Annotated in this window: 16 protein-coding genes and 1 pseudogene; 13 read left to right on the top strand and 4 right to left on the bottom strand. The window is 37.8% G+C overall.

The annotated features are described in order from the left end of the window. The first annotated feature begins 44 nt into the window (after positions 1-44). From ASC84_RS06175 to ASC84_RS06160, 4 genes are all read left to right on the top strand, one after another. Positions 45-1058 carry an LLM class flavin-dependent oxidoreductase gene (locus tag ASC84_RS06175; protein WP_056512648.1) on the top strand — a complete coding sequence of 338 codons (1014 nt, stop codon included), beginning with the start codon at positions 45-47 and terminating at the stop codon, positions 1056-1058. A 238-nt stretch (positions 1059-1296) separates the two neighbouring features. After that, a complete protein-coding gene (gene yiaA / locus ASC84_RS06170) occupies positions 1297-1779 on the top strand; it encodes an inner membrane protein YiaA (protein ID WP_056512647.1) in 483 nt (160 codons plus the stop codon). Between the two features lie 213 nt (positions 1780-1992). Next, positions 1993-2922, top strand: a complete 930-nt coding sequence (locus tag ASC84_RS06165; RefSeq protein ID WP_056512644.1) for a hypothetical protein — start codon at positions 1993-1995, stop codon at positions 2920-2922. A 17-nt stretch (positions 2923-2939) separates the two neighbouring features. Further along, positions 2940-3497: a hypothetical protein gene (locus ASC84_RS06160; protein WP_056512640.1), complete on the top strand. Its 558-nt coding sequence runs from the start codon at positions 2940-2942 to the stop codon at positions 3495-3497. A gap of 70 nt (positions 3498-3567) precedes the next feature. Here ASC84_RS06160 and ASC84_RS06155 read toward each other — a convergent pair whose 3' ends face one another. Both ASC84_RS06155 and ASC84_RS06150 read right to left on the bottom strand, forming a co-directional pair. Then, positions 3568-4320, bottom strand: coding sequence for a hypothetical protein (locus ASC84_RS06155; protein WP_227515100.1), 753 nt, complete (start codon positions 4318-4320; stop codon positions 3568-3570). 112 nt (positions 4321-4432) lie between these two features. Further along, the gene (locus tag ASC84_RS06150; protein ID WP_004719361.1) at positions 4433-5269 is read right to left on the bottom strand and encodes a pyruvate, water dikinase regulatory protein; all 837 of its coding nucleotides are present in this window, start codon (positions 5267-5269) and stop codon (positions 4433-4435) included. A gap of 154 nt (positions 5270-5423) precedes the next feature. Here ASC84_RS06150 and ppsA point away from each other — a divergent pair, with 154 nt between their 5' ends. The 9 genes from ppsA (at position 5424) to ASC84_RS06105 (ending at position 17119) form a co-directional block, all read left to right on the top strand. Beyond that, a complete protein-coding gene (gene ppsA, locus ASC84_RS06145; protein ID WP_056512635.1) occupies positions 5424-7802 on the top strand; it encodes a phosphoenolpyruvate synthase in 2379 nt (792 codons plus the stop codon). Positions 7803-8175: 373 nt separating this feature from the next. Beyond that, positions 8176-8955, top strand: coding sequence for an RDD family protein (locus ASC84_RS06140; RefSeq protein WP_056512633.1), 780 nt, complete (start codon positions 8176-8178; stop codon positions 8953-8955). A 295-nt stretch (positions 8956-9250) separates the two neighbouring features. Then, complete coding sequence (cyoA, locus tag ASC84_RS06135) at positions 9251-10315, top strand: ubiquinol oxidase subunit II (RefSeq protein ID WP_004719354.1); 1065 nt, start codon at positions 9251-9253, stop codon at positions 10313-10315. Between the two features lie 3 nt (positions 10316-10318). Beyond that, positions 10319-12310, top strand: coding sequence for a cytochrome o ubiquinol oxidase subunit I (gene cyoB / locus ASC84_RS06130; RefSeq protein ID WP_004719352.1), 1992 nt, complete (start codon positions 10319-10321; stop codon positions 12308-12310). A 4-nt stretch (positions 12311-12314) separates the two neighbouring features. Continuing rightward, positions 12315-12935 (top strand): cytochrome o ubiquinol oxidase subunit III, encoded by a 621-nt coding sequence (cyoC, locus tag ASC84_RS06125; RefSeq protein WP_056512630.1) that lies wholly within the window; start codon positions 12315-12317, stop codon positions 12933-12935. Next, the gene (gene cyoD, locus ASC84_RS06120; protein ID WP_171066910.1) at positions 12932-13258 is read left to right on the top strand and encodes a cytochrome o ubiquinol oxidase subunit IV; all 327 of its coding nucleotides are present in this window, start codon (positions 12932-12934) and stop codon (positions 13256-13258) included. The genes cyoC and cyoD overlap by 4 nt, the downstream gene beginning before the upstream one ends. Positions 13259-13264: 6 nt before the next feature. Then, positions 13265-14143: a heme o synthase gene (gene cyoE / locus ASC84_RS06115; RefSeq protein ID WP_056512628.1), complete on the top strand. Its 879-nt coding sequence runs from the start codon at positions 13265-13267 to the stop codon at positions 14141-14143. Positions 14144-14229: 86 nt separating this feature from the next. Continuing rightward, positions 14230-16362, top strand: coding sequence for a hypothetical protein (locus tag ASC84_RS06110; RefSeq protein WP_056512625.1), 2133 nt, complete (start codon positions 14230-14232; stop codon positions 16360-16362). A gap of 7 nt (positions 16363-16369) precedes the next feature. After that, positions 16370-17119 carry a DUF3142 domain-containing protein gene (locus ASC84_RS06105; protein WP_056512623.1) on the top strand — a complete coding sequence of 250 codons (750 nt, stop codon included), beginning with the start codon at positions 16370-16372 and terminating at the stop codon, positions 17117-17119. Positions 17120-17184: 65 nt separating this feature from the next. On the opposite strand, the gene ASC84_RS06100 is transcribed toward ASC84_RS06105, so the two are convergent. Both ASC84_RS06100 and ASC84_RS06095 read right to left on the bottom strand, forming a co-directional pair. After that, positions 17185-17670: a hypothetical protein gene (locus tag ASC84_RS06100; protein WP_056512621.1), complete on the bottom strand. Its 486-nt coding sequence runs from the start codon at positions 17668-17670 to the stop codon at positions 17185-17187. 121 nt (positions 17671-17791) lie between these two features. Continuing rightward, a pseudogene (locus tag ASC84_RS06095) lies at positions 17792-17899 on the bottom strand (IS5/IS1182 family transposase); the annotation flags it as partial.

Raw genomic sequence — 17899 nt, 5'->3', positions numbered from 1 at the left:
CTTATATCGTATTATTTCGATATATATTATTTTCGAGTTTAAAAATGTCGTCTTTAACAGATACCGCATTAAAGAATACGAAGTTCTCTATCCTAGAACTCGCACCTGTTCGAGAAGATCAAACAGTTGAGTTTTCACTTAAGCATGCATTGCAACTTGCTCAGCATGCAGAACAGTTGGGCTTTGATCGCCTTTGGTTAGCTGAACATCATAATATGGACGGTATCGCCAGCTCCGCAACTGCTGTATTGCTTGGTTACATCTTAGCCAATACAAAAAATATTAAAGTGGGCTCGGGAGGGATTATGTTACCCAACCATGCACCTTTAGTGGTTGCTGAACAGTTTGGTACCTTGGCAACACTCTTTCCAAATCGTATTGAACTCGGCTTAGGTCGTGCGCCCGGAACAGATCCAACCACCATGCGTGCATTAAGACGTGGTCGTCAAGAAACTGAAGAGCAATTTCCACAAGATGTTTTAGAAATTTTAAGCTATTTCGCGGACGCAGTGCCTCAGCAAAGAATTAAAGCAACACCAGGGCAAGGTACGCATGTGCCTGTATGGCTTTTAGGGTCGAGTCTTTTTAGCGCACAACTGGCGGCTAAATTAGGACTTCCTTATTCATTTGCCTCACATTTTGCACCGAGAATGTTAGGACAAGCCATTCAGCTCTATCGTGACAATTTTGAACCATCCGCCTATTTAGATAAACCGTTTGTATCTATGGGTGTGCCTACTGTGGTTGCCCAAACCGATGAGGAAGCGGAGTATCTAGCCACAAGTGTGTATCAACGTATTCTTGCATTACTGACAGGACAAAGTTTAAAACTGAAACCGCCTGTAGCAACAATGGAAGGCCGATGGTCTGCATCAGAGAAAATGTCCGTACAAAACTTCTTAGGTATGGCGCAAATTGGCTCACCAGAGACAGTAAAGAACGGTTTAAAGCAACTTTTAGAAAAATATCAGGTAGATGAATTTATTTTCACTTGCGATATTTATGATACACAGAAGCGCCTAGACAACTTTAGTTTGTTGATGGATTTAAAAAAATAATACAAATCAATCATGTTTTCCTCTTTACCAAAATGAAATGACAAATTTCATTTTGGTTTTTTTTTGATTTAACTGTTCTATAGCTTAAATATCCAATTGATTTAAAATACTATTTATTATTCTTCGTAATTAAACTCTATTTGAATTAGCTCTCATAAATTGAAAAGATTTGCCATCTCATTTCAAATCAGCATAATAGAACATATAAAAATCAGTAAAATAGTAATAAGGAACAACAATGAATCAATATATCAATAAACCCACCCCTGCTTTTATTGCAGTCAGTTGGGTGGCTTTACTTGCTGGTGCGGCAGCCTACTGTGTGGGTTTATTCAATGCACAAATTCTATTAAATGAAAAAGGCTATTATTTAATCCTGATCCTTTATGGTTTATTTTCTGCTGTTTCACTGCAAAAAGTTGTTCGGGATAAACTTGAAGGTCAGCAAGTCACAGCAATTTATTATGGACTGTGCTGGGCTTCAGTGGTGATCTGTATTGTTCTGCTCGCATTGGGTTTATGGAATGCGACGATGGCATTCAGTGAGAAAGGCTTTTATATCATGGCTTTTTTACTTAGTCTCTTCGGTGCTGTTGCTGTACAAAAGAATATTCGAGACTTGGAATATCTCAGAACACATTCACAGCCTGAACTACCTCAGCCCCACCCTGTTCAGCAAGTTGAAGTTAAAGAATTAGAAACACCAGAAGATAAATTTTAATTGTTAAACAATCTATTGCTCCAAATGATAAGACTTGTCCTTTTATGACAAGTCTTTCTTTTTATCTCAATCACTTAGCTAAATTTTCACATTCAAAATCAAACCATTACTGCGTTGATATTTTTCATCATTCCACAATGAATATCTTTGCCAATTGATTCACAGAAATATTAAATAAAATGCAATGAAATCCTTATTTTTGATAGATTTGCTATGGCTTCAATTGACTTAGAAAAAATGTTAGATAAAGTCAAAAACACACAATGGACTTTATCTGATATTGATTGGGATGCACCAGGCCATGAGCTGGTTACAGCCGAACAATGGCCAAAACTTAAAGACTTTATGGCAGATCTGATGTGGATTGAGCATGTAGGTGCCCGTGCATTTTCGGCAATGTCAAAAAAAGCCCCAACGGCAACTTTACGCGAGATGTACGCCATCTTCCATGCCGAAGAACAACGCCATGCCAATGCAGAAATGGCGCTCATGAAACGTTGGGGAATGTTAGATGGTGATATCCCTAAACCAAATAAAAATTTACGCTTGATTATTGAATGGCTAGATACCTATGCCGATGAAATGCCTTTTTATATTTTAGGCGCAGTGATTCCCATGCTTGAAGTGGCTTTGGATGGCGCTTTATGTACCTTTTTATTGGATACTGTAGATGATCCTGTTTGCCACCAAGCCTTTGAACTGATTAATGGTGATGAAGCACGGCATTTAGGTGTGGGTTTCAGTGTGATGGAAGCACAAGGGATCAATAAAAGCGTCATTGAGCTTGCCCAAATGGCTGCACGAGTAATCGACCCACGTTTGATGCTGGGTATTTTAGCCTACTTACCCTTGATCAATAAAATGCGTGACAACGTCATTAAGCTCGGGCTTCCTGAAGAAAAATTATATGCAGCAATGAATAAATTTTCGAAAATTGGCGGAAGAACAGCGGAAGGACGCCGTAACCCATGGTTCCAAATCATTCAATTTCATGGCAAAAATGTAGTAGATCGCAATAAAAAATGGTTCCATATCCCGATTGATGCCATGGTTAGCGTGACTGACAAGATTCCTGAAAAGTCTTTACCTAAAGTCCCAAGTTGGATATATCAATTAACGTCAGAACCCACTGCGACAAATTAGTATAAAAAGGAAATAATATGCTCGATAGGAAAAAGAGTCAAAATGAAGGTTTTTTTCAAAATCAGCCTGAATTTTTAAAACATTATAAAGGTAAAATTATTGCATCTACTGAAATTAAACTCACCGATTTTACTGGTTTAAACGTGGCAATTATTGGTGCAAACCAACTTACAGTCACCCATCTTGGCCACGTTTTAAACAGTGCTGAATTTGTAAAAGTGTTTCAAATCACACCCGCTTTTATTTTACCGCAAACTGAAAAAGGGGTTCAAAATTTAATCTCGCACCCTTTGATTATCAAAAACCGTCGTTTGTTTAATCATCGTGTTAAATCGATGTTAGCGATTCGTTATCTAGAATCGCAAGTTCAGGAACAATGGTTAAAACGTCAGTTAATGCCAAACTCTGCGTTAAAGAGTAAAGTGTTTTTAAAATCCGACACCTACTATACAGCGCTACAACGTAAAAACTGTAAATTGATCACTTGGCCAGTCGTTAAAATTACTGAAAATGCTGTACAAAGTATGGAAGGAATTGAACATTTAGTGGATGTGATTATTACCACTTACGAATAATAGCTTGAGAAGATTCGAGTTTAAGAGGCTTCTAGGCCTCTTAAACTTGTTAAATTCACTATTCTTTGAATTATTTGACCACACCGCTGTAACGATAACCCTGTGGAGTCTTTTGATAACGTAAATAGTTATTGGTCAGTTTGCCTGAAGCATTCACCACTAATATATCGATATTTTTTAAGTCTTTTGAGATACGGATAAAATCTTCTGCAGAACGTTCCCATTCCTGACAATCATTTTCAACACCAATTGAATCAAGTTTTTGAGTCTTAGTTTCAAAAATGGGTTGCGCGACAAATTTGTCGTTATTCAACACAAAGGAGTGAATGCGATAGCCCCTCGAACAAGTACTATTAATAAATAGACTGGTGACTAAATAAACGTCCTGATTTTTAATTTTGACTTGCGCAATTTTATCGATAAATCCCACTTGAGCTAACTCTTGGGACGCCAATCCATTGCTTGGCTTCACTTGAATTAAACTATATGGTTCTCTCATCGTTCCCCCAGCAGAAACGTCCATCGTATAAAATTTGATTTTTCGATCAGGACTGTAATGGATATCCAGCATATTTTTTTCAGTGAGTTTTGCAAACGAATATGCAAAACTCGATGAATCATTTTTTATTTTATTTTCAATTTCACTGGAAATTTTTTCATTGTACTGATCACATTCACCACGCCCTGAACAGGATTTTTGATAGTATTTTTCAACCAAACCATTTTCAAAGTTGCTCAATGATTCAGCATTGGTTTGTTGTGCAAATATACCTTGTACACTTACAAGCATGAAAAATGAACTTACTTTTAATATCTTATTCATATAACAAATCACACTATAAAAAATAATAAACATAAAAGAAAAAGAGCCAAATCTTGATTCAGCTCAATACTAGTCTTACACCACATCACACATCAAAAATTATAAGGATGGATTATCCAATACGACGTTTAAGCCCTGTCATTTGTAAAACACGTGTTGAAATTTCTTCAATCGACATCTCTGAAACATTTAAATATTTAATCCCTTCAGAAATATAGATCCCTTCAACAGCACGTAGCTCCATCTGACACTGCGAAAAGCTCGCATAACGACTATTGGCTTTACGTTCAGAACGAATGGCAACGAGACGTTCAGCATCAATCATCAAACCAAATAGTTTATTTTTATGTTCTTTCAGTACCGCAGGTAAACGATTATCGTCTAAATCTTCTTCGGTTAATGGGTAGTTTGCAACTCGAATACCAAACTGCAAAGATAAATAAATTGAAGTTGGGGTTTTACCAGAACGCGATACGCCGATCAGGATTAAATCTGCTTTGTCATAATGACGGGTACGTGCCCCATCATCGTTATCCAAAGCAAAATGAACAGCATCAATACGTGCTTTATACGACTCAGAATCCGTCACAGCATGGGTTTGTCCGACTAAAGTTGTAGGCGGTGTACCTAAAACGTCCGACAACTTACTAATAAGCCCTTCAAAAACATCAAGATTTACAGCATTTGCAGTATTGATAATGTCACGAACATAAGGGTCAACCAAAGTATCGAATACCAAAGGTTGTTGACCATCTTTATCCGCCCTTTTATTGATTTCTTCGACCACATTCATTGCAGCTTCTTCAGAGGTAATATAGGGAATAATATGGATATCAAACTTTACATGAGGAAATTGCGCTAATAATGAATGCCCAAGGGTTTCAGCCGTAATCGCTGTACCATCAGAAATAAAAAATACGCTCCGCTTTATTTGGTTACTTTCTGACATTAAAAATCTCCTCAAACATTTGTCTTAGCGATGTATAATCTTTATAGTAAGCCCATCTTACATGACTATCACTTAGTTGAATCAAAATGCTAAGTTTTTTGTTATAATTTCATGCCAAGATAGTGATTAATACTGCATAAGTGGAGTAACAACTTTGGAAGCACGCGTAATCGGTCTGGAAAAACTAGGTAAACACGACGTTGAGATCGTGGGTGGTAAAAACTCTTCACTTGGGGAAATGATCAGTCATTTAGCAAATGCTGGCGTATCGGTTCCAGGTGGATTTGCAACGACTGCTGATGCATATCGCGAATTCCTAGAGCAAAGTGGCCTAAATGCTAAAATCAATGCAGAACTTGCAGCATTAAATGTTGATGATGTAATCGCACTTGCAGAAACTGGTGCAAAAATCCGTCAATGGATTGTAGAAACTCCACTTACTACAGGTCTAGAGACTGAAGTTCGCGAAGCATTTGCTGCCCTTTCAAACGGTAATCCTGACATTGCTGTTGCAGTACGTTCTTCTGCAACTGCTGAAGACTTACCAGATGCTTCATTTGCGGGTCAACAAGAAACTTTCTTAAACATTCGTGGGATCGACAACGTTCTTATCGCAATTAAAGAAGTTTTTGCTTCACTTTATAATGACCGTGCCATTGCTTACCGTGTACACCAAAATTTTGCACATGATATTGTTGCGCTTTCTGCTGGTATTCAGCGTATGGTTCGCTCTGAAACGGGTGCTGCTGGTGTAATGTTTACACTTGATACAGAATCTGGTTTCCGTGAAGCAGTATTTATTACTGCTTCTTACGGTTTGGGGGAAATGGTTGTACAAGGTGCAGTAAACCCAGACGAATTCTATGTTTCTAAGCCACTTCTAAGAAATGGCAAACATGCCGTCATTCGCCGTAATCTTGGTTCTAAACACCAAAAAATGATTTATGGTGAAGAAGGTGCTGCGGGTAAATCTGTTGTCGTTGTTGATGTCGAAAAAGCAGATCGTCAACAATTTGCTTTAAATGATTTAGAGCTTCAAGAACTTGCTAAACAAGCCTTGATTATTGAAGAACATTATCAAGCGCCGATGGATATCGAATGGGCAAAAGACGGTGATGATGATCAAATCTATATCGTTCAAGCACGCCCTGAAACGGTAAAAAGCCGTGAGAATGTCGGCACAATGGAACGTTACCTGCTTAAACAGAAAGGTACAGTTCTTTGTGAAGGTCGTTCAATTGGTCAACGTATTGGTTCTGGTAAAGTTCGTATCGTTACCTCGATTAAAGAAATGGATAAAGTACAAGAAGGTGATGTTCTTGTATCTGACATGACTGACCCAGATTGGGAACCAGTGATGAAACGTGCTGCTGCAATTGTAACTAACCGTGGTGGTCGTACTTGTCATGCGGCAATTATTGCCCGTGAACTTGGTGTTCCTGCCATCGTAGGTTGTGGTAATGCAACAGAAGTGCTTGTTGATGGTCAAGAAGTCACTGTTTCTTGTGCTGAAGGTGATACAGGCTTTATTTATGAAGGTGCGTTAGATTTCGAAATTCAACGTAACTCGATCGAATCTATGCCAAAACTTCCGTTCAAAATTATGATGAACGTAGGTAACCCTGACCGTGCATTTGACTTTGCTCAAATTCCAAACGAAGGGATCGGTCTTGCACGTTTAGAATTCATCATCAACCGTATGATTGGTGTGCATCCAAAAGCTTTGTTAAACATCGACAGCCTACCACGCGAAACACGTGCGGCAGTTCTGGCACGTACTGCTGGTTATGCATCACCGATTGAATTCTATGTTGAAAAATTGGTTGAAGGTATTTCTACCCTTGCAGCTGCATTTGCTGACAAACCAGTGATTGTTCGTATGTCTGACTTTAAGTCAAATGAATATGCGAACTTGATTGGTGGTAAGCTTTACGAGCCTGAAGAAGAAAACCCAATGCTTGGTTTCCGTGGTGCGAGCCGTTATGTATCTGATAACTTCCGTGACTGCTTCGAACTCGAATGCCGTGCATTGAAAAAAGCACGTGATGAAATGGGTTTAACCAATATTCAAATCATGATTCCTTTTGTACGTACAGTATCTGAAGCGAAACGTGTTATTGAGTTATTGGCTCAGAACGGTCTTAGACGTGGTGAAAACGGTCTTAAAGTGATCATGATGTGTGAGTTACCAACAAACGCATTACTTGCTGAACAATTCCTTGAACACTTCGATGGTTTCTCTATCGGTTCAAATGACTTAACTCAGCTAACACTTGGTTTAGACCGTGACTCTGGTATCGTTTCTCACTTGTTTGACGAACGTGATCCAGCAGTAAAAGCATTACTTTCTATGGCAATTCATGCTTGCCGTAAAGCGGGTAAATATGTAGGTATCTGTGGTCAAGGTCCTTCTGATCACCCTGATCTTGCAAAATGGTTAATGGAACAAGGTATTGAATCTGTTTCATTAAACCCAGACTCAGTTTTAGATACTTGGTTCTTCCTTGCAGAAGAAAAGATTAAACAATCTTAATCAAAGCTGTTTAAAAAGACCCTCTAGCAGGGTCTTTTTTATGTATATTTTTTAAAACTTTGATTTTAATATTCTATGAAATATCAGATTTAAGGTTGGTAGTTTTTAACGTAGATACAAACATTTTATATAGTTTCTATATTAAGTTTTCACATCTGTGTTTGAATGTTAAACCAAGTTTCACAGTCACCGGTCTGCTGCTAAATAGGTTAATTTTTCTTGATATTTTAAGATTTCGTGTAAATTTAATGTTAATACATTCAAAAATCTAGTATACATAGTGGTTTAAAAAAGTAGGTGAACAAAGTTGCGGTTATGTTCATTTTCATCTACCAATTTTGTACTTTTAGATTTATTTTGAGAATTGAGTTTTATGCAAATTTACTTGGCGAGAAATAACCAACAAGCTGGTCCGTATTCAATTGAACAACTGAATCAAATGCTTGCAAGCCAGCAAGTGCTTTTAACAGATTTAGCTTGGCATCAAGGATTAACGGAATGGAAAGCGCTTGGTGAACTTACACAAGGTAAACTTGTTTATGAGCCTATTGGTTATGTCACACCAATGTCATCAAACAACGAACAAATTGATCGTCAAGAAAATCCTGCTATCACCAATATAAAAATTGAAAAAAGTACAAAAAAAATCATTAAAGCGGCACCTGTAGGTAAACGAATTTCAGCTAAACTTATCGACTTCGCCCTTTTGTTTTTACCCCAATTCATCGCTATTGCTTATTTTATGCCTGAAGATGCAATCAAAGTTGCTTCAGATGGTTTCTCAGTAGATAACCAAGTTAAAATTGCGGAAATGATCAGTCAAAGTATGCCGGCCTACCTGAATATTGCTCTGATGATCTTTGTACTTATTCTCTTGATCACTCAATGCTTTATGATTACCAAATTTGGACAATCTATTGGTAAAAAAATATTCAAACTGCAAATTGTTGATGTCAATACCAATCAATTGCCAGGGTCGCTAAGAGGATTTTTTGTTCGTTCATTTTTATTTCTTATCCTGTCTCAAGTTATGAGCGTATTACCTCTGATTGCCATCATTTTCATTGTTGATTTGTTCATGTTTTTCTCTAAAGAGAATTATGCATTACATGATCGTATTTCTAAAACCAAAGTTATTGATCTTTCAGAATAATTCAAATGGCGGTTATACCGCCATTTTTTATCGCTCGCCAAGCACAAAATAATAATTTATGTTTTTGTTTTCCTTATAATTCCGACTAAAAATATCAGGTATTTTTACATCAATATATTCAACCTCTATGTATAGCTAAGTTTGACGATATGAGGCATAATGCCCTACAACGTAGCGGTGTCAGATCATTGAGAATGTTTTCTATTTAGAAATAATAGTCATTTTCAATCATGCGGCACTTTAATCGCTATCCCATATTTATATAGGGAATGGGACTCTTCACCGAGGTTGTAAAATGAGACAAACGACTTTAGCTGTATTGTCTTTATCTGCGATCGCCGCACTCTTAACTGGGTGTGGTGGTGATATAGTACTTCTAAACTCTAAAGGTCCAGTCGCTGAAGGTCAAAGTAGCCTGATGATGACTGCGATCTACTTAATGCTATTGGTCGTAATTCCTTCGATCTTGATGGCATTGTGGTTTGGTTGGAAATATCGCGCGTCAAATAAAGATGCAGACTATAAACCTACATGGGCACACTCTACTGCGATTGAAATTGTAGTATGGGGTATCCCGTGTATTATTATTGCTATTCTTGCGTATTTAACATGGTGGGGTTCACACAAATATGACCCTTACAGACCATTAACGAATACTCAAGGTCAGATGGAAGAACATTTAAAAATTCAAGCAGTCGCTGAACAATTTAAATGGGTATTTATCTATCCTGAACAACAAATAGCTACAATTAACGAAGTTCGTTTCCCAGTCAATAAACCAATTGAATTTCAAATCACTTCTAACTTTACAATGAACTCGTTCTTCATTCCTAAGTTAGCAGGTCAGGTTTATGCAATGGCAGGTATGCAAACTAAGTTACATATGCTTGCAGAACATCCAAGTCCAGTAGATGGCTACCGTGGATTCTCAGCAAACTATAGCGGCTATGGCTTTACGCAAATGCGTTTCAGAGCTCATGCTGTTTCAGATGCTGACTTCAACACTTGGGTAGACGCTATTAAAGCAGGTAAAGGTACTTCAATTAATCCTGAAGCGATCCAAAAAACCACGCTTGATGCGACTGAATTTGCTACGCTCAAAGATGGTGATCGTTCTAAACACCAAATTGAAGCAATGCTGAACAATGCGCATACTCCAGAAGAACTTAAAGCTGCACACGAAGCTGAACGTAAAGGTCCATTCCCTACTAAGCCTCATCCTGTGACTTATTATTCTTCAGTTACGCCTGACTTGTTCAAAAGCATTATCAACACTTACATGAGCAACTACCATGGTGCAGACCATGCAGGCGCTGAACATGCAGGTGCTGAACATGCAACTGCTTCTGTAGGGGAATAAGACATGTCTTTGTTATTAGGTAAACTCAATTGGGATGCAATCCCTAAAGAGCCGATTGTACTTGTAACAATGGTCATTATGGCTCTTGGTGCAATTGCAGTTTTCGGCGGTATCACCTATTTCAAAAAATGGGGTTACCTCTGGAATGTATGGTTTAAATCTGTAGACCATAAAAAAATTGGTATTATGTATATCCTTGTGTCTGTTGTGATGCTACTTCGTGGCTTCGCAGATGCAATCATGATGCGTCTTCAACTGTTCCTTGCAAAAGGTGGCGGTGAAGGTTACTTACATCCAGACCATTACGATCAGATCTTCACCGCACATGGTGTAATCATGATCTTCTTCGTAGCAATGGGTCTTGTTGTTGGTATGATGAACATCACTGTACCTCTTCAAATTGGTGCGCGTGACGTTGCATTCCCATTATTAAACTCTGTGAGCTTCTGGTTATTTGCTGGTGCTGCTGGTTTGATGATGGTTTCATTAGTATTAGGTGAGTTTGCTGCAACAGGTTGGATGGCTTATCCACCTCTTTCTGGCATTCAATATTCTCCTGGTGTTGGTGTTGACTACTATATCTGGGCACTCCAGGTTTCTGGTCTAGGTACGCTTTTAACGGGTGTTAACTTCTTTGTTACCATCATCAAAATGCGTGCGCCTGGTATGAAACTTATGGACATGCCGATCTTTACTTGGACTGCACTTTGTACAGCAGTATTGATCATTGCATCTTTCCCAGTATTGACTGCAACAATTGCAATGTTAACGCTAGACCGTTACTTCGGTTTCCACTTCTTCACCAATGAGCTTGGCGGTAGCCCAATGCTTTATGTGAACTTGATTTGGACATGGGGTCACCCAGAAGTATATATCTTAGTATTACCTGCTTTTGGTCTTTACTCTGAAATCGTTTCAACGTTCTCTCGTAAAACGTTGTTCGGTTACAAGTCTATGGTGTATGCAACGATTGCGATTACAGTACTTGCTTTCGTGGTATGGTTACACCACTTCTTTACCATGGGTGCTGGTGCCAACGTTAACGCGTTCTTCGGTATCATGACCATGATTATTGCGATTCCTACTGGTGTGAAAATCTTCTCATGGTTATTCACTATGTATAAGGGTCGTATTACCTTTACATCACCAATGTACTGGACACTTGGCTTCCTTGTGACTTTCGGTATCGGTGGTTTAACGGGTGTATTGATGGCTGTTCCACCAGCTGACTTCTTGGTACACAACTCTTTATTCTTGATCGCTCACTTCCATAACGTAATTATTGGTGGTGTTGTATTCGGTATGTTCGCAGGTATCACTTTCTACTGGCCAAAAATGTTTGGTTGGAAGTTAAATGAAACTTGGGGTAAAGCATCGTTCTGGTTCTGGTTCTTTGGTTTCTATTTTGCATTCATGCCACTTTATATCCTTGGTTTCATGGGTATGACACGTCGTTTGAATACATATGACAACCCTGAATGGGACCCATACTTAGCAATTGCTTTGTTTGGTGCTGTGCTTGTAGCAATCGGTATTGCTTGTTTCTTAATGCAAGTTATTGTTGGTTTCTTACAACGTCACGACAACATGGACAACACAGGCGATCCATGGGATGGTCGTGTACTTGAATGGTCTACTTCATCCCCTGCTCCGTTCTATAACTTTGCTGAAATTCCAAAAATCAATGGTATTGATACTTTCTGGAATGACAAAGAGAATGGTGTAGCGTATGCACGTCCTGAGAAATATGAAGATATTCATATGCCAACTGACCGGGCTGCTGGTTTTGTTATTGCCTTGTTCATTACAGCAATGGGCTTCGCTTTAATCTGGCATATCTGGTGGTTAGTCGTTGCAACTTTCCTTGGTGCTGTTATCAGCTTCATCGTAAGTTCATTCACTAAAAAAGTGGACTACTACGTACCAGCTGCTGAAGTAGAACGTATCGAAAACGAGCGTTATGCTTTACTTGAAAAACACTTGAAGAAGGACTAAGGATATGGCTGAAGTACTTCATCACGACAACCACGGACACGATGAACATCATCATCACGATGATACAGACATCACCGTCTTTGGTTTCTGGACATACTTGATGAGTGACTTGATTTTATTCGGTACACTCTTCATCGCGTTCGCTGTATTAAGCAGTCATATTCCGCCTGGTACTCCAAGTCCAAAAGAGTTATTTGGTGAGTCTTTAGGTTTCGTACTTGTTGAAACCTTTGCTCTCTTGATTTCTTCTGTGACTTTCGGTTTTGCGGTACTTGCTTCTTACAAGAAAAATGTCAACCAAGTGCTTATGTGGTTAATTATCACTTGGCTCTTTGGTGCAACATTCATCGGTATGGAACTTTATGAATTTAATCATTTAGTTCACGCTGGTCATGGTCCTAGCCACAGTGCGTTTTTGTCTGCGTTCTTTACCCTTGTAGGTACGCACGGTATCCACGTAACATCTGGTTTGGTATGGATGATCGTGTTAATGGTTCAAATCAAGAAAAATGGTTTGACTGTTCCAAATACACGTCGTCTTGCTTGCCTAAGTTTGTTCTGGCACTTCCTTGACATCGTTTGGATCTGTGTATTCAGCGTAGTTTATTTACTGGGAGCTTTATAATGAGTCATGATCATAATGCTGCTGGTGCTTCGCACGGAAACATCAAACAATACTCTATCGGCTTCATTCTTTCTGTCGTATTGACCATCATCCCTTTCGGGATGGTGATGAAAGGAATGACTGGTGGTGCAGTTGTTGCAACGATTGCGATCACTGCGATTGCTCAGGTTCTTGTACAATTAGTTTTCTTCTTGCACATGAATTCATCTTCTGAACAACGCTGGAATGTGATTGCATTCATCTATACGATTCTGACGATTGCAGTTCTATTAATTGGTTCTGTATGGATCATGAACTACTTACATTCAAACATGATGCTCTAGGGTGTCATGTTGAAAAAATATCTATTCCTGACTAAGCCAGGAATTCTCTTTGGTAACTTCGTTACCACTTTGGGCGGCTTTTTCTTAGCCGCTCAAGGTTCTGTAGATTTCCTTTTACTTCTCATCACATTACTCGGTACTACGCTTGTCGTTGCCTCTGGCTGTGTGGTGAATAATGTCATTGACCAAGACATTGACCAAAAAATGCAACGCACAATGAATCGTGCGCTCGTCAAAAAAACTATCAGCCCAACAGTTGCTTTAATTTTTTCTGCTGTGCTCGGTTTAATTGGCTTTGCTTTGTTGTGGTTTTTTGTCAACGCCTACGCATTTGGCTTTGCTGTACTTGGCTTTGTTGTGTATGTGATTTTTTATAGTCTTTGGAGTAAACGTACTACCATTCACCAAACTGTGATTGGAAGTATTTCTGGCGCAAGCCCTCCTGTAATTGGATATACTGCTGTTTCCAACGGATTTGATGTTGCCGCTTTGCTGATTTTTTTAGCTTATGCACTCTGGCAAATGCCACATTCTTGGGGAATTGCAATCTATCGATTTGATGATTATAAAAATGCAAATATTCCAATTTTACCTGTAGCCCGTTCAATTTTTCGCACGAAAGTTGAAAGTTTAATTTACGTTATTCTGTTTGCTGCAGTTTTAAATGGATTGTATTGTTTTGGCTATACCAACATTTTCTTCCTTATTACCTTTAATGCTTTATGTGTCTATTGGGTATATTTATCGATTATTGGATTTAAAGCTGAAAATGATCAGGTCTGGGCAAAAAAATATTTTTTGTATTCCGTCATTCTAATTACAGCGCTCAGTGTGAGCTTTAGTTTTAGTTATGTCTCCCCTGCACCTCATTTGCCACTGTTTTAAAAAAAGATAGAGTTCTCTCTATCTTTTTTTTATCTGCATAAATAAAATTAAAATATTAAAATTTTTATTATAACGATAGGCACTTTATGCTTTTTAAAAATAAAACACTGCAATATGTCCTTCTTATCGGTTTACCTTTGGTAGTTCATCCTAGTTCTAGCTTTGCTGGCGCTGCAGAAGAAATCGCATCACCAACTTTTGACCTAAACAACAATCAATATCGTATATTAAACTTCCCCGTACTCTATCCAGCCAATGACAATAGAACCAACATGATGCTACTGCTAAGTGACAAAGGTTTAGCAAGTATCAAAGCATTTGAAGTTGATAAAATGAGTTTATGGGATACGTCTAGTGGCTTAGTCCCTTTTTACCCTACCGAATTAACTCAAGCATCTGAAAATAAAATTCCAAACAAACGTGCTTTTTATGATGCAAATGATCACGTCTATGATGAGCGCTGTATAACGCTCAAATCTGGTGCTGAAGTTTTTCTTCAACAGGTTTCAAATCACAAGAAAATATCTCAAGACGAAAAAAGCAGCTTGTTAGAACAACGAAATCAGATCAAAAATTGTCAACAAAGCATTCCACTGATTCAAGTCAATGCACAATGGACACAGTCCGCTCAACAGTATGCTTCTTATTTAAATGGGATCATTTTATTTTACAAAGCTAACTATTCCTCAGCAACTAAAATATTTACAGCCATAAGCCAAATTGATGACCCTTGGTTAAAAGAAACAGCTCAATACATGCTCATCCGTACGACATTAAATGAGCTGTATAGCCAGTCATTAGGAACTTATGGTGATTTAGATACTCAGAAAGTTGATCAAGTACTTCTTAAAACTTTTTTTAATCGCATTACTGATTATTTTAAGCTTTATCCTAAAGGTCAATACGTAGCCAGTGCCAGAGGCTTTTTACGCCGAGGCTACTGGATTGCCAATCAACAAGATGCGCTAGTCAAAGAGATGATTTGGCAGATGGATCACCCCACATCAGATTATTACAATCTCGATATGTCCACATTGCCGGCCGAAATAGATCGCAAGGTATTTGGTTTAGAAAACTTCAACGCAAAAACACTCAACGATCCTTTCTTTTTAGCCATCTATGATCTGATGTATATGCGTCAAAGTGATTCTACACAGTACCGGCCAATTAGCTGGTCCGAGTTAAATGCACAAAAACCTGTATTTAAGGAGCAACCTGAGTTGTTCCGTTATTTACAAGCCGTTCATTTATATTTTATTCAGAAAAAACCGCAAGATGCGTTAAATTATTTACCAAAACAAAAACCCAATTCCATTCAAAATTATTTAGAACTCAGCCAATATACGCTTAAAGGGGTCATTCTTGAAAAAAGTAGTGATAAAAATCTGGTTGAACAATATTGGGATCATTTACTCGCAATTTCTGCTAATCCTTATCAAAAAACTTTGGCAGAAGTCGCCCTAGCGATTCACTATAAAAACACCAATAACCAAAATGCTTTTTTAGGAAAACATTCAAAAATCAAACAAGCAAGCTTACAGAAAGCATTCATTACTCAAATTGCCGATGTCAAAGCTTTGGAAAGTATCATTACTGCCAAAGACAGTTCAGCTGATAAAAAAAATCTGGCTTTGTATACATTATTAGATAAAAGCTTTATGAATCAAAACTATGCGGTATTCAATAAAGCCTATACCACTTGGTTACCTCAAGATGCCTCAGAATACAAAGCATACAACAGTAAAATTAAAGCTTATAAGTCAGAACCCCACTTCGAAGTTTTTGTTTGGAATGGTCATGAAATTACACCAACACTCAAATGCCCTAAATTAAGTACCTTAACAGCTGGCTTAGAAAAAAATCCGAAAAATTTAACTTATCGTTTATGCCTAGGCGAATATATGCGTAATCAAGGCACTGCTTTAGAAAATTTTTATGGTGACTATTACTATGGTCCAAGTTTTAGCCAGCCGAAAAATGCCTTTACAGGTGAAACTTTTAGTCGTGGTGAGGTCTATAAGGAAATTATTAAATCGAATTCTAAAAGTGAATTACAAGCTTATGCTCTTTATCGCGCTGTTATGTGTTATTCGCCGAGTAGTATAAATGTCTGTGGTGGAAAAGAGGCCACAAAATCCACACGCAAACAATGGTACGCACAAATTAAACGTGACTATCCAAATACCACATGGGCAAAATCTTTAAAATATTATTGGTAGCTGATTCATGCTTAAACAGATTTTCTCGGTTCTACTGACAATCCAATGTTGTTTAGGATTAATGGCGTGTCAACCGAGTCAATCCGCAACAGCCTCAGATCAGGTCAATGCAAATGACTATGATGCCTTTTGGATTTGGGGAAATATCAAGTCTGCGCCTTATTTAAGTAAAGCTAAGGAAATCTATATTTTACAAGGTGAAGTTAGGCTGGAGAAAAATTCCAACCAATCTATCTTGATCCAACAAGGCATTTCTGTGGTTAAAATTTCACATCAGAAGGTATGGTTGGTTTTTCGAAATCATCATTTAAATTGGCAAGGTACTGAAATAGAAAAAATTTTACAACGCGTCCGACAGTGGGAAAGCGCAGGCAATCACATTCAAGGTATTCAAATTGACTTTGATGCGCCAACTAAAAATTTAAAAGCGTATGGCTTATTTCTACAACAGCTTAGAAAGCAGTTACCACAGCACTATCAACTCAGCATCACCAGTTTGATGGATTGGGCCAATCTGCGTGATCCAGTTACACTTAGGCTATTTAGAGAAAATATTGATGAAATGGTGATTCAAACCTATCAAGGCTCTACGACTATTCCAAATTATCAGACTTATTTAACCAAGGCTTCAACATTGAAACTGCCTTATAAAATTGGCTTGGTACAACATGGTAAATGGGATCAGCAACTTAAATTTGATACTGATCCAAACTTTAAGGGCTTTGTGGTGTTTTTATTACGACAAAATAAATCATGAATTAATCCAATCAATAAATTCACGTTTTTATTTTAGTCAATTTTACTTCTAATTGATTAACCCAATTAACTTCCAAAAAAAACTGAATCATGCTCAAACCGAGCAAATAATGCATCCATTTTTCCTGTATATTTCATATCCAGTTGATGCCATAATTTTTTCGGAAGTGGAATAAATTCTAATGTGTCTGAACCATCAGAAGCTTTGCAGAAACGGATTTCATACTCAGGTTGTAAAATTTCATTGAGTGACCGTAGTGTGGTATCACGATCAGCACCTTCTCCTTGATAAGGAATCAACAATGATTTTTCACCATAATGAATTGTGATGCTAAAACCTTGTTGATTTTCAGCATCTTCAAGTTCAGCAGACAATTGTCCAGTTTCTAAAATATTTTCACAATAGCCAATAATTGCATCATCCTCTTCTCTCCAATCCACCACCATGACAATGTCATAACGACCATCAAAAACATCAAAGTAGAAGTCTTGTGTAGGGTTTTCAATATAAGATTCAATTGTTTCAAGTTTTTCAGCGCTGTAGTTTGTCATTTTAGCGATCCATATTTTTATTCATTTTCAATCTAAATAGGTACAAGATGAAATTCAATCTCGGGGCTGTAAAATTTTAGTGGTTATTCCAATAAATATTTGAATAGACTTCTTTCATAACTCACTTTTTACTCAGTTCTAAATTATAAATACCTGCAATCAAATTGAACCTTAAGCCAAGTCTTTTCCCTCTATTTCGATAACGCTCTGCAAGGATTTTGAAAGTCTT

It is taken from the genome of Acinetobacter sp. Root1280, assembly GCF_001425285.1.
GTDB lineage: Bacteria > Pseudomonadota > Gammaproteobacteria > Pseudomonadales > Moraxellaceae > Acinetobacter > Acinetobacter guillouiae.
This window is presented reverse-complemented; position numbering and strand designations above follow the sequence as displayed.